The organism is Aliarcobacter vitoriensis (genome assembly GCF_048320235.1).
GTDB classification, from domain to species: Bacteria; Campylobacterota; Campylobacteria; order Campylobacterales; family Arcobacteraceae; genus Aliarcobacter; species Aliarcobacter vitoriensis.
On sequence record NZ_CP182882.1, the window covers coordinates 838550 to 855461 of the forward strand.

Here is a 16912-nt window from a genome sequence, read left to right on the forward strand (position 1 = left end):
TTTATTCAAAATTACTCAAACTTTTTAAAACATCATTTGCTGTTATTTCTTTCATACAATTATGGTGCTTTAGTGGGCAAACTCTTTTCATACAGGGTGCACACTCTAGATTCTTTGTAACAATTATTCCATTGGGATTATTCCATTGGTTTGTTTCAGTAAACTTTGTGGGTCCAAAAATAGCAATAGTTTTTAATTTATAAGAAGCTGCAACATGCATAGGACCACTATCATTTGTAATAAATAAATTTAATCCTGCAATTTTTTCTATAAGTTCAGAAATTGTTGTCTTTCCTGCTAGATTTTGATAATTTGAAATACCTTGTTTTATAAGTTCTTTTTCTATATCTTTTGCAATATCAGTTTCGGTTGGTCCTCCAAAAATCACGATATCATATTTACTAGCTAAACTGATAGCAACTTTTGCAAACTGTTGAGGATACCATCTTTTTGCACTCCCATAAGTAGCACCTGGATTTATTCCTAAAGTTGGCTTATTGTATTTGAAAGGTTCAAAATATAGTTTTAAATCCCCTACTTTATTTTGTAAATTTAAAACTTTATTTACAAAATCATTGTATCTTATACATAAGTGTATCTCTTTTTTTGTAAGTCGTTTATAATTGAATTTTTTCTTAGATTTTATAAAAAACATCATAAATTTAGAAGAAAGACTTCTTCTAAAAGAGATTGCCAAATCAACTTTTCCTATACTTTTCGCTAAATCAATGAGAGCTTTATATCTATTTTTTTCTTTTTTTGTATTATCAACTATTACTTTTTCGATATTTGGATATCCAACAAAAGCTTGAGTTGATACGAAAGAGCCTACAAGTGTAATTTTAGCTTGAGGATATGTTTTAATAATATTTTGTATAGCTGGAGTTGCCATAATAGCATCTCCCAACCAAGATGGAATTTCTATAAATATTTTCATTATTTCTCTTTCAATAACTCTTTAAAAGCATAAAATTGTGGATATTTTACTATTTTTCCATCTCTATTATCAACTAAACCATATCCAGGAGCAATTAATTGATGCCAATAAACTCTTTTTATTTTCTTACTTTTTTTTGCTATTTCAAAATACTCTAACATATATTTTGTGTACTCTTCATTTGAAACACACTCTTTTTCACTTGTTGGAGCATATGGAGATGTATTTTTTATAGGATAATTTGTTTCTGTTATATATATCTCATTACTAACAGTTTTTGGGCTTAGTTTTACAAGTGAAAAAAGTAAATCAATCTTATTTTTTAAATCAAAAATACCATATTGAGTATTTTTAGGACTTCCTCTTCTATCGACATATAGTAAAGCCGAAGTTATATCATATTTTATTTTTTTTAGATTAAACATTGCTCTTATATTGTAGTAGTATTCAAAATCTATAACTGATGGTCCTAGTAGTTTTATATTTGGGAATTTTTGCTCTTTTAAATCTTGTGCAACTTTGTAAAAGTTCATATACTCTTTTACACTAAAAAAACTCCATTTAAGTCTATTTATCGTAGTTCCTATTTGAAATTCATCTGAAATATCAGTAAATTTTGTAAAAATAAGCTCTAAATTTTGTTTCTTTGATTCATCATATTCTATATTTTCGATACTTTTTCTATCTTGAATAATATTTAGAAGTATATTTTTTTTACTATTTTGATTGAAACTTTTAGCAAAACTTACATAGGAATCAATATTTTGCATATCCCAAAGGGGGAGTCGAATGATAAGATTTTTTACCCCTAACTCTTCAACTAAATCTTGCTGAATATTTTGTCCATCATCTTTATCTAAATTAACTCCAAGTCCTATAAAATCTTTATTTGAAGTTTCAACTCTTCCTTTAAAAAACTTCATAAATAATATAGAAATTGGTAAGATAAATAAAGATGAAAAAAGAAGTTTTAAATTATCTTTCAACTCCTTTTTTCTAATAGCTTTTTTAAATTCTTTATCTTTTATAATATGTGGTTGATCAGAGTAATTATCCCAAACAAAATGATTTTTATTCATTTATTATCTTTAAACTTACCTAGAGAAAGCTTTTTATAAAAACTTGCTTTTATCTTTTTAAATTTACTATCAAACCAATAACCAAAGCTAGATTTATTTTTATTTATATTTGCAACTCTTCTATGCCAACCTAAGTGTTCAATACAAGGGTTTAATAAAATTGCAGATACAAATTCTCTTTCTTTGTAGAAATTAGATATTTCTGTTTCAAAAATAGTTGATTCAAATTGTGAATATCTACAAATATCATTATATTCTTTCATTCTTTTTAAAGATGGATTAAAAGATAGTATTTCATCATAAACCAATTTATATTTTTCACTATCTTCTTTTTTTGGATCAGTTAAAAATATATCATTTGAAAATGAAATTGTTGGAAATTCATTAATATTTCTTATCCAAACTGATAGTATTTTAGGATTTCTTTCTAGAATTTCTATTGATTTCTCAATAAATCCAAATTTAGTGAATTTCCAATCATCTTCACAATGAAATACATATTCACTATTTACAAAAGAGTAGGCTTTATCAATACTTTTTAATTGTCCTAATTTCTCTTTGTTTACTAAAACAGTAAATGTCTGAGTTGAAAATTTATCTAAAACTTTTTTTAAATCTTTTTCATTTCCTGAATCTTCTATAATTATAATTTGTTCTAAAGGATAAGTATTAAAATAAAAAAAACTTTTTAAAGTTTCTTCTAATAAATCAAATCTATCACAACTAGTTATTACTAATGAAACTGTTTTATTCATTTTCTTCCTTATCTAAATATTTATTAATACCATTTTCACAAAATGTAAGTTTTTTATCTATTGTGTCTTGCAATAATTTATCATTTTCTTTCAAAGATGCTCTAGCATTTTCATTGTGGTATAAATGAAAAGCAACTGCCGCAAATTTAAGATATAAACGTTTTTTACCTGCATTGAGCATTCTTATAACAAATTCACTATCTTCTCTACCCCAGCCTACAAAGTCGTTATTAAATCCATTTACTTCTATCAAATCACTTTTCCAACACCCAAAATTACAAGTCCTAGTACCTCTATCACTATTTCTTTCAAACGAGAATATGTTTGAAAGAGTTCTAGAAGAGATTGTATTTTTTCTATTTTTTAATCCTTTAGTAAAAAAATGTGGTATATAATCACTACCAATAATTTTTTCACTACACTTATTATCCGTTATTACTCTACCACCTTGTATAAAATAACCAATTTTAGCTGATTCTTTATAATCTGAAATGAATTTTTTTGATAAAACCATATCTCCATCTATCATAACTATAAAATCACTATTAGCTTTAGCTATAGCTTTATTTCTACTTTGTGATGCTCTAAACCCATTATCTTCCTGCCAACTATGTATCAAAGGTACTGGAAATTTTTTTTGCCAACTTTCTATTAATTCTTTTGTATCATTTGTTGAACCATCATCAGCAACAATAATTTCATCTGGCAAAACTATTTGTTTTGTAACACTTTTTAAAACTGCATCTAATGCTTCTTTCCAATTGTAAGTTGTTATTATTAAAGATACTGTCATAATTTATTATTTTCTTCATACAATTTTAAATACTTAAAAAAGACACCATTTGCTCCAGAAACACAAACCAATAAACCAGCATATCCATCTAAAAACCCTAATCTAAATACATAATTTTTTATAAAAAAATATGTAGCTCTAAAAAATGCCTTTGAAGGAGAAGAACTCTTTTTATTTTTATTTTCATTTGCAAAAATAGTAGAATATTTATCAGTTTTTTGCAAAAAATCTGAAATAGAAGAGTAACTATAATGTTCAACATTCCCTTTTAATAATTCTGTCTTAAGATTTTTATCAACAATAATATCTTCATGAACCATATTATCATTTATTCTTGTCATTGTCTTATTGAATAATCTCTTAATTTTTTGACCACTCCAACCACAATGTTTAATTTGAATACTTTTATAATAAGCATTAAAATTTAATTTATAAACACAATTTGGATTTAAAGTTTGTGTTTTTAAAGTATTTAAAAGAGTTTCATCTACAACCTCATCACTATCTAGAATTAAAATCCAATCATACTTTGCAAAACTAACAGCTATGTTCTTTGTCCAACCAAAACCTTTAAACTCTCCTTGAACCAAATTTACATTTGAAAAACTTTTTGCTATTTGTATAGTTTTATCAGTTGAGCCATTATCATAAACAACAACATCATCAAATTCTATTAAACTTTTTAGAGTCCTCTCTATTGTTTTTTCATTATTTTTTGCTAAAACTACTACACTTATATTCATTTATTATCCAATTTTTTTAAGTAATGCTTTTAATTTATATTTTACTATATTTGTAAACTTAAAAATTTCATCTGCTGTTTTTAATCCATCAGCATTAATTCTATAATTTACTCCATTTATTCCACTAAAATTTTTATGAATTGCATTACCTATTCTAAAAGAGTATTCATATACTTTATGTGTTTCTTCAACTATTTGTTTATTAAATTTACCATAAGGATAAACAAAAGTTTCTACTTTAATATTTAACTTATCTTCTAATATCTTTTTTGACAATTTTAATTCTTTTTCTAAATCTATATTTTCTTCTAAAAGGTTTGTATGAGTATGAGAATGTGAAACTATTTGTACTAACCCACTACCAATCATTTCTATCATTTCTTCAAATGTGCAAAAAGTACCTTTTTCATAATTTAAGAATTCGTCATCATGTTCAAAAGCCATTCTTAAATCTTTTTCATTATCACAAAAATCCAAAATATATTTTGTAGGAACTGCCAATAAAGCCTTTATATTGTACTTTTTTAAAATAGGGAAAACAAGATAATAAAAATCTACATAAGCATCATCAAAAACTAAACAAATATTGTTTCCTTCAATCTTATCTTTTGTTGGAAATATTGTTTTGAAATTTTGACTAATATATTGAATATGTTTTTCAAATATTTCTAAGTCATTACTACATGAATCACTATTTACATGATGATACATCAAGTTAATCAACATCTTTTTGACCTCTTAATCTTTTTTTGAAATTTATTTTTGCTTTATGTTTATGTGAAAAATTTAAAGCTTTTTCAATCAACTCTTTTTCGTTTTGACTTGAAATCTTTGCATACTCTTTTATGATGATTTCTAAATCTTTATCTTTTGCCCAAAGTTTTGAAAAGTTTTTCATCCTTAAATCTATATCTAAATCTAAAAATTTCATACGATTTATATCTACAATTTTAAATATAAAATTATCATCAACTTTTTTAACTAAAATATTTCCTGGACTAAAATCAAGATGAAAAATTTCAGATTCATGTAAAGAGTAAGTAAATTTTGCAAATGCTTTGAAAATATCCTCTTTTTGAGCAAAATCTTTGTTTAAAAGTGGTTCACGAATAGTAAAATCATAATCGAATTTTTCACTCACAAAATAGCTATCTTTTAATAGAAAATCTTCATAAAACTCTATAAAACCTACTGCCTTTGGTGTAAACTCTGCTATTTGCAAAGAATATTCATAAGATTTTTTTGCTTTTGAATTTTTAAAGAATGTATATACAACTCTATTTATTAAGTTTGGAATTTTAAAAGATTTTACAACTAAATCACTATTTTTATAATTTATTACTTTTATTTCATTTCGTGCTTTGTGAATAGTATTTTGGTTTTCTTTAAAAGAGTTTTTTATATTAAGTAAAAACTCTTGAAAATTTTTCAAATTTTCATTTATTATAAATTTATAATCTGACAAAAAATATCCTTTCTATATAAATATCCATTTTAGCCAAAAACTATTTATCAACTATTTCTAACTTTGATATTACACTAAAAACTCCACCAAACAATGAAAATAATACCATAAATCTTTGTATACTAAAACTTTGCCCTGTTATTGAAAACAATAAACATAAAATGACAAATATATATAATAAATTTTTATATCTTTTATCTTGAATTTTTAAAGTAAACATAAAATAAAATATACTAATAAAAAGGATTAATCCAATAATTCCTATTTGAACTAAATGCTGTATATAAGCACTATGAAAATTTACATAATTTTCTGTTTTTCCATTAGGGAAATGCTCTACTTTAAAATTATCTATACTATTTTTTGTACTAAGATATTCGTCCCCTATCCCAATACCAAATATTAAATTATCTTTTGAACCTTCGATTCCACTAAGCCATAAAGCAACTCTTGTAGAAAAGCTATTAGAATAATTTTTTTCATATACCATTTTTTCTACATCTAGTAAAAAATAATCAAATCTCTGTTTGAATACAGGACTTATGTTATAAGCTGATACAAAAATAGTCATCCCTAAAAATATAAAGATAATAGTTGCTTTAAGTTTATTCTTAAAATTTATAATTCCAACTATACTCAAAGTTATTAAAAAAGCAAATTGCCCAACTCTACCAGCATTTAGAAAAAGATTCCCAAAAGATATAAGAAAAAATATTCCATAAGCTAATTTCCATTTCAAATTATCTGTATATATTATTCTATGCATCAAAATAAAAGCAGTAAAAGCTAAATATATACTGTAATCTGTTCTAACCATAAAAGGACTAGGATCCATTCTAGAAACACCTTCAATTGTCCAAATTTCAAGAAATACACCATATGATGTAATCTCACTTATTAGCATTGATAATAAAAATGCTGAAAAAACTATATTGATATACTCTTTTTTTAAAGAAGTCAATATTATTGGAATTATTAAAAAATGATAATATTTTTTTACAATTCCCAACGCAAAAATGTGATCACTACTCCATAATATTGCAATAAAACTATATAAAATAAATACTAAAATAGATAAAATAAAATAATTATTTTTTATTTCTTCTATTTTTCTCTTAAAGTCTCCTTGTAAAATCCAAAGTAATATTATTACAATAGTAGAAATAGAAACTCCTGCTCTTGCAATAGGCAAACAAAAAGCATATAAAACTATAAAATAGTTTATAAACTTTTCGTAATCAAATTTATTTCTTTTTATTATAGATATCATTAATTATCTTTTTTCAATAAATCTTCTTTTTTTGCATGAGTCCATTTACCTCGCGGTTTATCCATATATTGAAAATATTCATTTGTAAAGCTTCCTTGTATACAAACATATTTATATAATTTATAATTAATGTTTTCATCACCAATAGCATTATTTAAAGCCATAGGACCAGTTAAACTATAAACTCCATCATCAATTCTTTTATTTTTAATATTATCAACAATCAAATCAAGCGTCTTAGAAAAATGTTTATTATTTGGAGCAGTTGCTAAAAAATAGTTGTTGTATCTAAGTTTTGATTTTATAAAAAGTTCTTTATCATCAGCTTTTATCAAAGTCGATAGAGGTAAAACAACATGTGCATCAATATCCATATATACCCCTCCTAAATTATTTAAAACAAATAACCTCCAAAAATCAGCTTGTGCTGCACCATCTGTTAATTGTTCAAAAGCTTCTATATAATTATTAGGAGCATTGTTTCTTAAATATTCCAATCTATCTTCTGTACTTACATATCTATATTCCCAATCTAAAGACATTAATCTATTAAACAAATAATTTATGTAAACAGGTAGAGTAACAACATTTGAATAGTTTGTTTGCCATATTATTTTAGGTATTAAAGATTTGTTTTTTGATAATTTTTTAGCTTTACTTATTTTTGGAATTGTAAATCTAAGTTTTGGAAAAATAAAATATATAATATAAGATAAACCCTTTATTATTGCTCCAAAAATTTTACATAAACGATTTATTACTATTGCCATAAACTATATACCTTGTGTTAAATTTAGAATTTTAATTATATCGAACTTATAATTATTTTTCAGATATTTATGATAAATTCAAATTCTTAAAAAGCTTAAAGAATTGTAATACATCACTACCTAAAAGTCTTTTTATAAATTTTAATTCACTAAGCTTTATAAAAAATGAAAATCTTTTACTAAACTTTTTTAGTTTAAATTCAAAATTCTTATTATTTGAAAACTCTTTATATTTTGTTACAATTTTTATATAATCTATCTGGAAATTTAATTTTTTAAATTTAGTAAAAGACAGTAAAAACAGTAAAAAGTCCCTATATTGTAAAGTTTTTATATCTGTATCTTTACTAAAACTCTCTTCAAAATCTAAAACAAAAACTTTTTTATCTTTAGTTGTAAAATTTCTCATTTGGCTTCCACCGTGAAAAAAACCAAGATTATGAATTTTTGCTAATTCAACAATCATCAAATCAACAAAATAGTAAAATTCTTCTTCTTTCATATCTTTTTCAATAGTTTTAAAATATGAGTAAACACTCTCTCCCCTATCTTCAAGGACAAAAAAATCTTCACATTTATAGACAACATTTGGGACATTTATACCCGTACTTTTAAATTTCTCAAGCTTTGAACTCTCAAATTCCAAAGCTTCTTTAGAAGTTTTATAAAGTGAAGGAATCAACAACTCAAATTTAAAGAATATATAAAAGAACTTTTGAATTTTATTTGGTTTTGTGGCTCTTGCTTTTTTCAACCAATACTGTTTTTCTTCAAAAATAAAAGGAAAAATCTCTTTATTTGAGTTTTTAAACTCTTTTTTTGCTATCTCTTCAAAATTACTCAATCTTGCTTCTTTTTATAAATATCATTGTGAAAAGCTTTAAATCTTTTATGCTGCCAAAGCCAAAAATCTGGTTTGTCAAAAATTTGTTTTGATACAACATCATTTTGAATTTGTGTAAGTTCTTTTATCTTATCGTCAGTTTTAAATTCTAAAGTTTTAACATCTATTGGTTCTTTGACTTCTATTGTCCAATCTCTAAAACCATTATTTACAGTAAAGATAGGGATAATTATCGCATCAAATTTCAAAGCCATTCTTGAAGTAGAATCAGTAGCTATTGTTTTTTGTCCCAAAAACTCAACTTCTACTCCAGTTCCAATATGTTGGTCAATTACAACAGCTATACTTTTATTATCTTTAAAAGCTTGTAACATTCCTTTTGCAGCACTTTGCTTTTCAAGCATTGTTATTTTATTTTTACTTCTAGCTTTTGCATATTTTTCTTGAATATGTGGATTATCCATTTTTCTATTTACAACAGCAATTTCTCCAAACATCAAAGCAATATATGGTAAAGTTATCTCCCAACCACCATAATGTGCAGTTATGTATATGACTTTTCGATTTTCTTTAAAAGCTTTTTCAATAATCTCTTTATTTACAATGTTTGCTTTTTTAAATATATTCTCTTTTGTAATATTTTGATTTTCAATAAATTCATACATATTAAAAACCAAAGATTTATAAGAATTATAGATTATCTTTTCTTTTCTCTCTTCTCTAATACTATTTTTATAAACCAAATCTAAATTTGCAAGAGCTATATTTATATGTTTTTTATTAAATTTATATGCAAAAAATGCCATAAATTGTAAAATCTTTTTCATAAAAAATTTTGGAGTTATTAAAAATAAAAACATAAAAGTGTTATATAAAAAAAGTCTAAAATAATCTTTTATCTTTCTATACATACAAAAGTTCCTTTGCCATTTCTATAATCTCATTTTCATCAATATCTTGAATTGAAAAATCAGTTCTATCTAGTTTAAATGGATTTACAATACTAGCAGATTTTATAGTTCTATTTATACTTGTTTCATAAGTATTTCTATATGCTGGAGTATTTCCAAAAAGTGTGATGCTAGGAGTATTCAAAGCCCAAGCCATATGAGTTGGTCCAGTGTCATTTCCTATTAGCAAATCAACTTTGCTTACAACTGCTTTTAAACTATTCAAAGTTAATTTTGGCAAAATCGTAGCTTTTGAATTTTTAGAAATAAACTGTGCTATTTGTTTTTCTTTTTCATTTCCCCAAGTAATTAAAAAATTTTCATCTAAACTAGAAGCTATTTTAGCAAACTTCTCTTTAGAGTACATTTTACTATCCCAACTAGCTCCAACAACTAATAAAACATTTTTTTTATCTTTTTTTAAATACTCATAGATTATTTCATCTTCATCTTTATAAAACAAAAATGGCTCTTTATTTAAAATATCATCTTTTGAAATTGAAAAATTCAAAGGAGCACTTAAAATTTTGCAATTTCTAAGAATTGCATTTTCATCATAAGGAATATCAACTTTTTTTGTATAAAAATATGAAGCAATCTTTTCTCTTATAGAATTTTTACTAAATCCTGCTCTTTGCTTTCCCAATAATCTTGTAATAATTGCTGATTTTATAAGACCTTGAGCATCTAAAACTAAATCATAATTATTTTTTTTGAACTTGTTTAAAAGTTTTATTTGATTAAAAATCTCTTTTTTATCTTTTTTGATACTTTTTAGATTTAGTTTGATTATATTTGAAATATTTGGATTATTTTCCAAAATACCGTAAAAAGAGCCTTCAACAAACCAATCAATCTGCAATGAGGGATACTCTTTTTTGATAAATTGTAAAGCTACCATAGAGTGAATAATATCACCCATAGCTGATAGCTTAATGATAGCTATTTTTTTCATCATAAAATCTCTAAAGATAAATTGTTTGGAGTTTCTAATTTCTCAATATACGATTTTATTAAAAAAGATTTATTTGGCAAAGTCATTTTTAAAACATTGTTCTCTAAGCTATATTCAACTTGTGGTCTTGAAAAATCCTGATTTACAGCAAGATTGAGTGCAATCATAAATGACATCCATTGCATATCTTCCAAACAAGGCAAAAGCTCTTTGTACTCTTCTAAATCTATTGCTTTTGGTAAAGATTTTTTTGAAAACTTTAATGTATAAGCAACTATAACTCTAGAAGTATGTAAAAAATCGTAGTTCAATCCACTTAGAATAAAATCGAAAGCATTATCATTTGATTTATAGAAATTTATTGTTGTACCAATAGAGTGTAGTTTTGAAGATACAACCAAAAGAGTTTTAAACTTTTCATCAAGTCTATGAAGTGGGTTTAAAACATCAAATATTTTTTTAGCATTATTTCCAAAATAAGCACTCTGCTTTGAACAAACCTGAAACCTATCAAGTAAACTTCGTAGGCTCACATTAAAATTTTCTGGAAATTTATGATTTTGATTTCTTAATAAATCTGTTAGATAAACACCTTCTCGAACACCTACTCCAGAAGTTACAACGGTTTTTATATTAAGCTCTTCAAGAATAGTTTGAAATATAAAAGTTCCTTCTTTTATGGTGTCAAATCTATCTTTTTTTACTCCTAAACTTTCTAAATCTTCATTTGAATTTGCTTTTAAAATATCTTTAAAAAGCCTATTTTCATCTTTTACTTTATATGTAAACCCATGAATAGCATCTAGTGGATAAAAATTTTTTTGCATAATAAGTTTTGATAAAAATCTTATACTACCACCAATTCCTACAACTTTTGAAGGAATATTTAAATCTAAATTTAAAATATTTTTTAAATTATCTAAAATATATTTTTTTGCACCATCAATATTATTCTTATTAAAATATAGTTCTCGTAGTCTTACTGTTCCTATATTTAAGGATATTGATTTTATGATTTTTCCATCTTTTACAAAACAAAATTCTGTGCTTCCACCACCAATATCAACAGTTACAAAATCATCATCATGAAGCAAGTTCGAAGTAGCAACTCCACCATAATATGCTTCTTTTTCACCATCAATAACTTTGATATTTAAACCTAAATCTTTTCTAACTCTATTTAAAAAAACTTTAGAATTTGGAGCATCTCTAAGTGCTGATGTTGCAACACAAAGAATTTTTCTTGATTTTAGTGCATTTGAGATATTTAAAAAAGATTTTAAAGACTCGTAAGCTCTTTGCATAGGTATTTCTTGAAGATTTCCACCATTTTCATAGCAACCTTCTGAAATTTTCACTCTACTTTTAGTCTCATTTATAAGACTAAAAGCAAAACGACTAGATTTTTCTAAAACAACCATTCGCATTGAATTGGAACCAATGTCTATGATTGTTGTAATTTTTGACATTAGTTTTCTTCTTCCATCAATTGGTCATATTTAAATTTTAATTCTTCTAATGTCTCTTCATTATCAGGATCTAAGATAATACAGTCTACAGGACAAACCTCAACACATTGTGGTTCTTCATAATGCCCAACACATTCTGTACATCTATCTGGATCTATCATATAGATTGGATCACCTTCTTCTATAGCGTAGTTTGGACACTCTTCACGACAGGCATCACATGCAATACATTCATCCATAATTATTAAAGCCATATACATTTCCTATATATAAAATATGATTTGGAGTTATACCTAAAAATCATTAATAATTTCTTTAAAAAAATTTAAGTTATCCTTATTTTTTACAATCAAAATCGTCTCATCATCTTTATAAATATTTAAATCTTTACAAATATATAATCCAGCCAATACATCAAAATCTCGTATTTCACCTTTAAATAATACAAAATTATAATCCATTGCATTTGCTAAACTTAATGCTGTAGCTCCTAAACTTCTAAATTTAATATTTTTATCATTTAATCTTTTGCAAATATTTGGATATTCATAAGCCCTTTCAAAAATAGATATTTTACTTTTATCATTTTTAAATATTTTCTTTTCTTTCATATTTTGAAGACAAAAATATTTTACTTCACTTTCAAAGGTTCTATAAACAATAGTTTTCATAGGTAAATTTGCTACAAAACCTGCTATAACATCATTGCCTTTTTTCAATGCAACAGAAGTTCCAAAATATGGTAAATTTGAATAAAAATTGTTGCTTCCATCAAGTGGGTCAATAACTATCGTAAATTCACTTTCATTATCTATAAATCCACACTCTTCACTAAAAATATTTCCAAAACTACTCAAATGTTTTATAAAAATATTTTCAAAAAGAATATCTAATTTCAATGAATTATCACCACCAAAACCATTTATATTTGTATATTCAAAATCCTCTTTATTTAAACCATTTTCCAAGTAATCCAAAATCTCTTTATTTGCTTTTAAAACTGCTTCTATAAATAAATCTTTATTCAAAACTAGCCTCTTTTCGTCTTAGGTTTGTAAGTTCGACAAAATAAGCATTGCTTAAATAAATCACATAAAAAACTGCAACAAATAGAGTTATAAATGGGATAGTCGCTAAAAAATATAAAGCTAAAGTTCTGAACCTAAAAGAACTAGACTTATCTGTATATATTTTTTGATATTCATCTTTACTTAAAATCGTTGAACCTACATCAAAATTTAATAATTTGTGAAAGAAATAGTACAAAGGAAGATATAAAGCGACAATATTTACTAATGGAATAAAATATAAAGGAATAAATAAAATATATAAAAATATCATAACAAATATTGCTTTTAAAGAGTTTGTAATAGCATTTGTAATATTTCCAAATGGCTTTAATTCCAAATGTGAATAATCTTTTTTATGTAAAACCTCAACAATCATCGGAGTTAAAAATCCAATAATAAATAGTGTCAATATAACTGAAATATGAAAAACAAAAACTGTTCCTACTGTATAAAACAAAATCCCAGCCAACCAAGAAGTTATAGAGTATTTGAACATAAATACTATAAAATATGTAAACCAAATAATATAAAATGGTGCATTTTCATCGATAATAACTTCACCACCTTCTTGTGCAGTTTGAGCAACTGTTCTTAAAGCTTCTATTCCAATACTTGCCATTCCAAAAAATATTACATACAAAATAATCATAGAAACAATAAGTGGAATTAAAGCTATTTTTAGCATTTTTGAACTAAAAAAATCTTTCACACTTTTTAATATTATCTCTGCCTCATTCATCATTTTTCCTTTTCAAATCTTGTTCTATATTCACATTTTTGACAAAGTTCTTCTACTAAAATATTGTTTTTAAATCCAGCTTTTATATCTTTTACTCTTTGAGAGTTTAAAATCTCTTTAATAGAACTATTTTTTATATTTCCTAAATTAACTCTGGCATCTTTATCCAAACAACAAGGAACAACATCACCTGAAGCTAAAATACCAAAATGAGAATTTAAACCATAGCAAAATCCAGTTTTTGAAATAGTTTCATTTTTTAAATCTGGCCAATTAAAATACTCATCAAAGTTTATAAAAACTTTCCTTGCAATTTTAATATTTTTAGGCTTTTCTTTATAAATTTCGTCTATACTTAAACTCGTATTGAACTCTTTATTTAATCTGTCAAAAACTTTTTTGTTAAACTCTTTCGCACTTTTTTCTTCATCTAAATTCCAAATTCTAAAGTTTATAAAATACTCATGAACTTCTTTTTGTGCAAACTTTACAAAATCTATAATTGGTTCTAAATATTCATCTAAACTTTTTTTATGAGAGTTTGCATTGTAAGAATTTATTGAAAAATTTATCTGTTTTATTACACTATTTAGTAGAGTTTCATAATGTTTTTGTGAGATATTATTTGCTGTTGTTGTGATATTTACTCTTAAACTATTTTCTTTACTAATATTTAAAAAATCATTCAAACTACTCAAAACTAATGGGTCACCAACAATATGGTAAGCTAGTTCATTTGTAACTTCTTTTAACTCTTTATTTAACTTTTCAAAAAGTTCTAAATCCATACTTTTATTTGGTAATATTTTTGGTGGACAAAATGTACATTTTAAGTTACAAATATTTGTAATTTCTATATGCACTTTTCTAAATTTTTTGATAACTCTTCCTTTTATTTTTAGCAATTTTACCAAAAATATCTAAAAACCATTGTTTGAGTGCTCTTCAAAAAACTCTTTTAATCTCTTTTCATGTAAAGTTTTTTCATCTAATTTCTCTTTTTGATTTATAGTAACAACTTTATCTTTTTTCTCTTCTTTATTATTTTGTAAACTTTGTAAAGACTCTTCTAAATATCTATCTTCCAAGTTTTTAAGCTCTGTTAATTTATCTCTTATATATGTCAAATCTTTATTTTTTGGAACTAAATATGGTGTTACAATGATAACTAAATTGTTTTTTTTATTTACATTTGTTTCATTTCTAAAAATATTTCCAACAACAGGAATATCTCCCAGAAGTGGTACTTTATCTTCTACATTTTCACTTTTATTCTCTATTAATCCACCTATTATTACACTTTCTCCATTATTTAAAATAGCAGTTGTATTTATCTCTTTTTTATGAGTATCTGGATTATCACCAACCCCAACTGATTTTAATTTTATACCTTCAATTAAAGCACTTATTTCCAAGGTCAATTTTTCATCACTTGCAACTCGTGGTTTTACTTTTAAAGTCAATCCAACATCTTCTCTTTGAAAATTTGTCCTTTGGGTTCCACCATCTGTTACTGTACTTGAAGTTTGAACAGATATTTTTTCTCCTACATATATAAAACTCTCTTTATTATTTATAGCCAATATTGATGGTTCTGAAACTATATCAACAGCACCTTGTTGTCGTAATAAATTTAAACTAGCTCCAAAAGCTATTCCAGATTTTATATTTAGATTTCCTATGTTCCAAGCAAAACTAGATATTGCTTCATTTAAAGCATTTGAACCACCATTTAAATTTGTAGAGATAGCCATTATTCCATCACTTGAAGAGTTTGCTCTTAAAATTCCATAAGATAAACCTATTTTATTTACCATTTCATTGTTTACTTCTATGATTTTAGCTTGTATATAAACTTGTGATTTTTGTTTATCTATATCATCTAGCAAATTTGTGAGTTTATTTAGTTCAGGTTCAACTCCCATTAAAATTATAGAGTTAGACTCACTATCTAAAGTAACAATAGGTTTAATATGCTCATTTTCAAAACTATTTTTATCAATTAAAGTTGTTAAAATTTTTAAGATATTTTCACCATCAACATTTTTTAACTCATATATCTTTGTAGAATATGGCTCTTTTTTTGGTTCTTGAATTTTTACTATCTTGAAAAAAGTTCCATTATCTTCTAGCATATAACCATTGTCATTTAAAGTTGATTTTAAAATATTTAATAATTCACTTTTTTTCAAACTTCTATTTGAAAAGAAATTTACTTTAATATCAAAATTTTCTGATACCAAAATATCTTTATTCAATATTTTTGAACTAATTTTTATAAGTTCATTTAAGTGTAAATTTGAAAAATTTATATCTATTTTATCGGAAGAAAAACAATTTGTAGAAATTATGAGTATGAAAAATATCTTTAAAAACCTTTTCATAAAAGCCCCTTTAAGAAAATGATAATTATTCTATCTTAATTTCTCTTGGAAGTAAAGGACAAAGATTATCAAATTCATCTTTTGAAAGTTCAATCACTAGCTTTACATTTGTATTAAAATCTTTATTTGATATTCTTATATTTTGTTGATTTAAAATATACTCTATTTGTCCCAAATTACTATATTCAAACTCCAAAGTTTTTAATATTAATTTTTTATACTCTTTAAAATCAGCTATTTTTATAACTTCATTTGCACTATCACTATAAGCTCGGACAAGTCCTCCTGTTCCAAGTTTTGTACCACCAAAATATCGTACGATTATAACTGCACTATTTATAATATCTGCACCAGATAAAACAGCTAATGTTGGTTTTCCACTTGTTCCTCTTGGTTCTCCATCATCACTAGAATTTTCTACAATTTGCTCAAACTCATTTAGATATCTATATGCATAAACAAAATGTACAGCTTTTAAGTGTTCTTCTCTCAATCTTTGTATAGTTTTAGAAAAATCACTATATGGAACTAAAAAAGCTATAAACTTTGATTTTTTCTCTTCAATAGTAGAATTAAATTCTTTTTGCACGAATTTCATATATTTTATTTGCCCTTTTTATTTTCATCAAAATTTTAACTATTTAAAGCTTAGCTTGGTATAATTCAAGATTATTATAAAAGAGTTTTAA

General features: G+C 24.8%; 19 protein-coding genes. All 19 read right to left on the reverse strand.

Going from position 1 to position 16912, the window contains the following annotated elements:
• Position 1: 1 nt before the first annotated feature.
• Positions 2-937, reverse strand: a complete 936-nt coding sequence (locus tag ACNSOS_RS04205; RefSeq protein WP_418186055.1) for a glycosyltransferase family 9 protein — start codon at positions 935-937, stop codon at positions 2-4.
• Complete coding sequence (locus ACNSOS_RS04210) at positions 937-2016, reverse strand: hypothetical protein (RefSeq protein WP_418186056.1); 1080 nt, start codon at positions 2014-2016, stop codon at positions 937-939. Before ACNSOS_RS04210 ends, ACNSOS_RS04205 begins: the two co-directional genes overlap by 1 nt.
• Positions 2013-2771, reverse strand: a complete 759-nt coding sequence (locus tag ACNSOS_RS04215; RefSeq protein ID WP_418186057.1) for a glycosyltransferase — start codon at positions 2769-2771, stop codon at positions 2013-2015. Before ACNSOS_RS04215 ends, ACNSOS_RS04210 begins: the two co-directional genes overlap by 4 nt.
• Entirely contained in the window at positions 2764-3564 is an 801-nt protein-coding gene (locus ACNSOS_RS04220; RefSeq protein WP_418186058.1) for a glycosyltransferase family 2 protein, read from the reverse strand. The genes ACNSOS_RS04215 and ACNSOS_RS04220 overlap by 8 nt, the downstream gene beginning before the upstream one ends.
• Complete coding sequence (locus tag ACNSOS_RS04225; protein ID WP_418186059.1) at positions 3561-4307, reverse strand: glycosyltransferase family 2 protein; 747 nt, start codon at positions 4305-4307, stop codon at positions 3561-3563. Before ACNSOS_RS04225 ends, ACNSOS_RS04220 begins: the two co-directional genes overlap by 4 nt.
• 3 nt (positions 4308-4310) lie before the next feature.
• Positions 4311-5033: a polysaccharide deacetylase family protein gene (locus ACNSOS_RS04230; protein WP_418186060.1), complete on the reverse strand. Its 723-nt coding sequence runs from the start codon at positions 5031-5033 to the stop codon at positions 4311-4313.
• Entirely contained in the window at positions 5023-5772 is a 750-nt protein-coding gene (locus tag ACNSOS_RS04235; RefSeq protein WP_418186061.1) for a hypothetical protein, read from the reverse strand. Before ACNSOS_RS04235 ends, ACNSOS_RS04230 begins: the two co-directional genes overlap by 11 nt.
• 40 nt (positions 5773-5812) lie before the next feature.
• Positions 5813-7042: an O-antigen ligase family protein gene (locus ACNSOS_RS04240; RefSeq protein WP_418186062.1), complete on the reverse strand. Its 1230-nt coding sequence runs from the start codon at positions 7040-7042 to the stop codon at positions 5813-5815.
• The gene (locus ACNSOS_RS04245) at positions 7042-7812 is read right to left on the reverse strand and encodes a glycosyltransferase family 32 protein (protein ID WP_418186063.1); all 771 of its coding nucleotides are present in this window, start codon (positions 7810-7812) and stop codon (positions 7042-7044) included. The genes ACNSOS_RS04240 and ACNSOS_RS04245 overlap by 1 nt, the downstream gene beginning before the upstream one ends.
• 67 nt (positions 7813-7879) lie before the next feature.
• Positions 7880-8656 carry a hypothetical protein gene (locus ACNSOS_RS04250; protein ID WP_418186064.1) on the reverse strand — a complete coding sequence of 259 codons (777 nt, stop codon included), beginning with the start codon at positions 8654-8656 and terminating at the stop codon, positions 7880-7882.
• Entirely contained in the window at positions 8653-9567 is a 915-nt protein-coding gene (locus ACNSOS_RS04255) for a lipid A biosynthesis acyltransferase (RefSeq protein ID WP_418186065.1), read from the reverse strand. Before ACNSOS_RS04255 ends, ACNSOS_RS04250 begins: the two co-directional genes overlap by 4 nt.
• Complete coding sequence (gene waaC, locus ACNSOS_RS04260) at positions 9560-10564, reverse strand: lipopolysaccharide heptosyltransferase I (protein WP_418186066.1); 1005 nt, start codon at positions 10562-10564, stop codon at positions 9560-9562. Before waaC ends, ACNSOS_RS04255 begins: the two co-directional genes overlap by 8 nt.
• A complete protein-coding gene (locus ACNSOS_RS04265; RefSeq protein WP_418186067.1) occupies positions 10561-12030 on the reverse strand; it encodes a Ppx/GppA family phosphatase in 1470 nt (489 codons plus the stop codon). Before ACNSOS_RS04265 ends, waaC begins: the two co-directional genes overlap by 4 nt.
• Positions 12030-12284, reverse strand: a complete 255-nt coding sequence (locus ACNSOS_RS04270) for a YfhL family 4Fe-4S dicluster ferredoxin (protein WP_026803857.1) — start codon at positions 12282-12284, stop codon at positions 12030-12032. Before ACNSOS_RS04270 ends, ACNSOS_RS04265 begins: the two co-directional genes overlap by 1 nt.
• 39 nt (positions 12285-12323) lie before the next feature.
• Positions 12324-13058 (reverse strand): inositol monophosphatase family protein, encoded by a 735-nt coding sequence (locus tag ACNSOS_RS04275; RefSeq protein ID WP_418186068.1) that lies wholly within the window; start codon positions 13056-13058, stop codon positions 12324-12326.
• Positions 13051-13839, reverse strand: a complete 789-nt coding sequence (locus ACNSOS_RS04280) for an EI24 domain-containing protein (protein WP_418186069.1) — start codon at positions 13837-13839, stop codon at positions 13051-13053. Before ACNSOS_RS04280 ends, ACNSOS_RS04275 begins: the two co-directional genes overlap by 8 nt.
• Positions 13839-14753 carry a radical SAM/SPASM domain-containing protein gene (locus ACNSOS_RS04285; RefSeq protein ID WP_418186070.1) on the reverse strand — a complete coding sequence of 305 codons (915 nt, stop codon included), beginning with the start codon at positions 14751-14753 and terminating at the stop codon, positions 13839-13841. Before ACNSOS_RS04285 ends, ACNSOS_RS04280 begins: the two co-directional genes overlap by 1 nt.
• Positions 14754-14759: 6 nt before the next feature.
• On the reverse strand, positions 14760-16223 hold the full coding sequence (locus ACNSOS_RS04290) for a type II secretion system protein GspD (RefSeq protein WP_418186071.1): 1464 nt from the start codon (positions 16221-16223) through the stop codon (positions 14760-14762).
• Between the two features lie 25 nt (positions 16224-16248).
• Entirely contained in the window at positions 16249-16821 is a 573-nt protein-coding gene (locus ACNSOS_RS04295; protein WP_418186072.1) for a YigZ family protein, read from the reverse strand.
• Positions 16822-16912 lie beyond the last annotated feature (91 nt).

Bases quoted from the DNA above. Each gene is read 5' to 3' on its own strand.
- waaC (WP_418186066.1), bottom strand. From the start codon at position 10,564: ATGATGAAAAAAATAGCTATCATTAAGCTATCAGCTATGGGTGATATT.
- ACNSOS_RS04255 (WP_418186065.1), bottom strand. From the start codon at position 9,567: ATGTATAGAAAGATAAAAGATTATTTTAGACTTTTTTTATATAACACT.
- ACNSOS_RS04220 (WP_418186058.1), bottom strand. From the start codon at position 3,564: ATGACAGTATCTTTAATAATAACAACTTACAATTGGAAAGAAGCATTA.
- ACNSOS_RS04280 (WP_418186069.1), bottom strand. From the start codon at position 13,839: ATGAATGAGGCAGAGATAATATTAAAAAGTGTGAAAGATTTTTTTAGT.
- ACNSOS_RS04245 (WP_418186063.1), bottom strand. From the start codon at position 7,812: ATGGCAATAGTAATAAATCGTTTATGTAAAATTTTTGGAGCAATAATA.
- ACNSOS_RS04290 (WP_418186071.1), bottom strand. From the start codon at position 16,223: ATGAAAAGGTTTTTAAAGATATTTTTCATACTCATAATTTCTACAAAT.
- ACNSOS_RS04295 (WP_418186072.1), bottom strand. From the start codon at position 16,821: ATGAAATTCGTGCAAAAAGAATTTAATTCTACTATTGAAGAGAAAAAA.
- ACNSOS_RS04210 (WP_418186056.1), bottom strand. From the start codon at position 2,016: ATGAATAAAAATCATTTTGTTTGGGATAATTACTCTGATCAACCACAT.
- ACNSOS_RS04225 (WP_418186059.1), bottom strand. From the start codon at position 4,307: ATGAATATAAGTGTAGTAGTTTTAGCAAAAAATAATGAAAAAACAATA.
- ACNSOS_RS04230 (WP_418186060.1), bottom strand. From the start codon at position 5,033: ATGTTGATTAACTTGATGTATCATCATGTAAATAGTGATTCATGTAGT.
- ACNSOS_RS04205 (WP_418186055.1), bottom strand. From the start codon at position 937: ATGAAAATATTTATAGAAATTCCATCTTGGTTGGGAGATGCTATTATG.
- ACNSOS_RS04265 (WP_418186067.1), bottom strand. From the start codon at position 12,030: ATGTCAAAAATTACAACAATCATAGACATTGGTTCCAATTCAATGCGA.
- ACNSOS_RS04270 (WP_026803857.1), bottom strand. From the start codon at position 12,284: ATGGCTTTAATAATTATGGATGAATGTATTGCATGTGATGCCTGTCGT.
- ACNSOS_RS04215 (WP_418186057.1), bottom strand. From the start codon at position 2,771: ATGAATAAAACAGTTTCATTAGTAATAACTAGTTGTGATAGATTTGAT.
- ACNSOS_RS04240 (WP_418186062.1), bottom strand. From the start codon at position 7,042: ATGATATCTATAATAAAAAGAAATAAATTTGATTACGAAAAGTTTATA.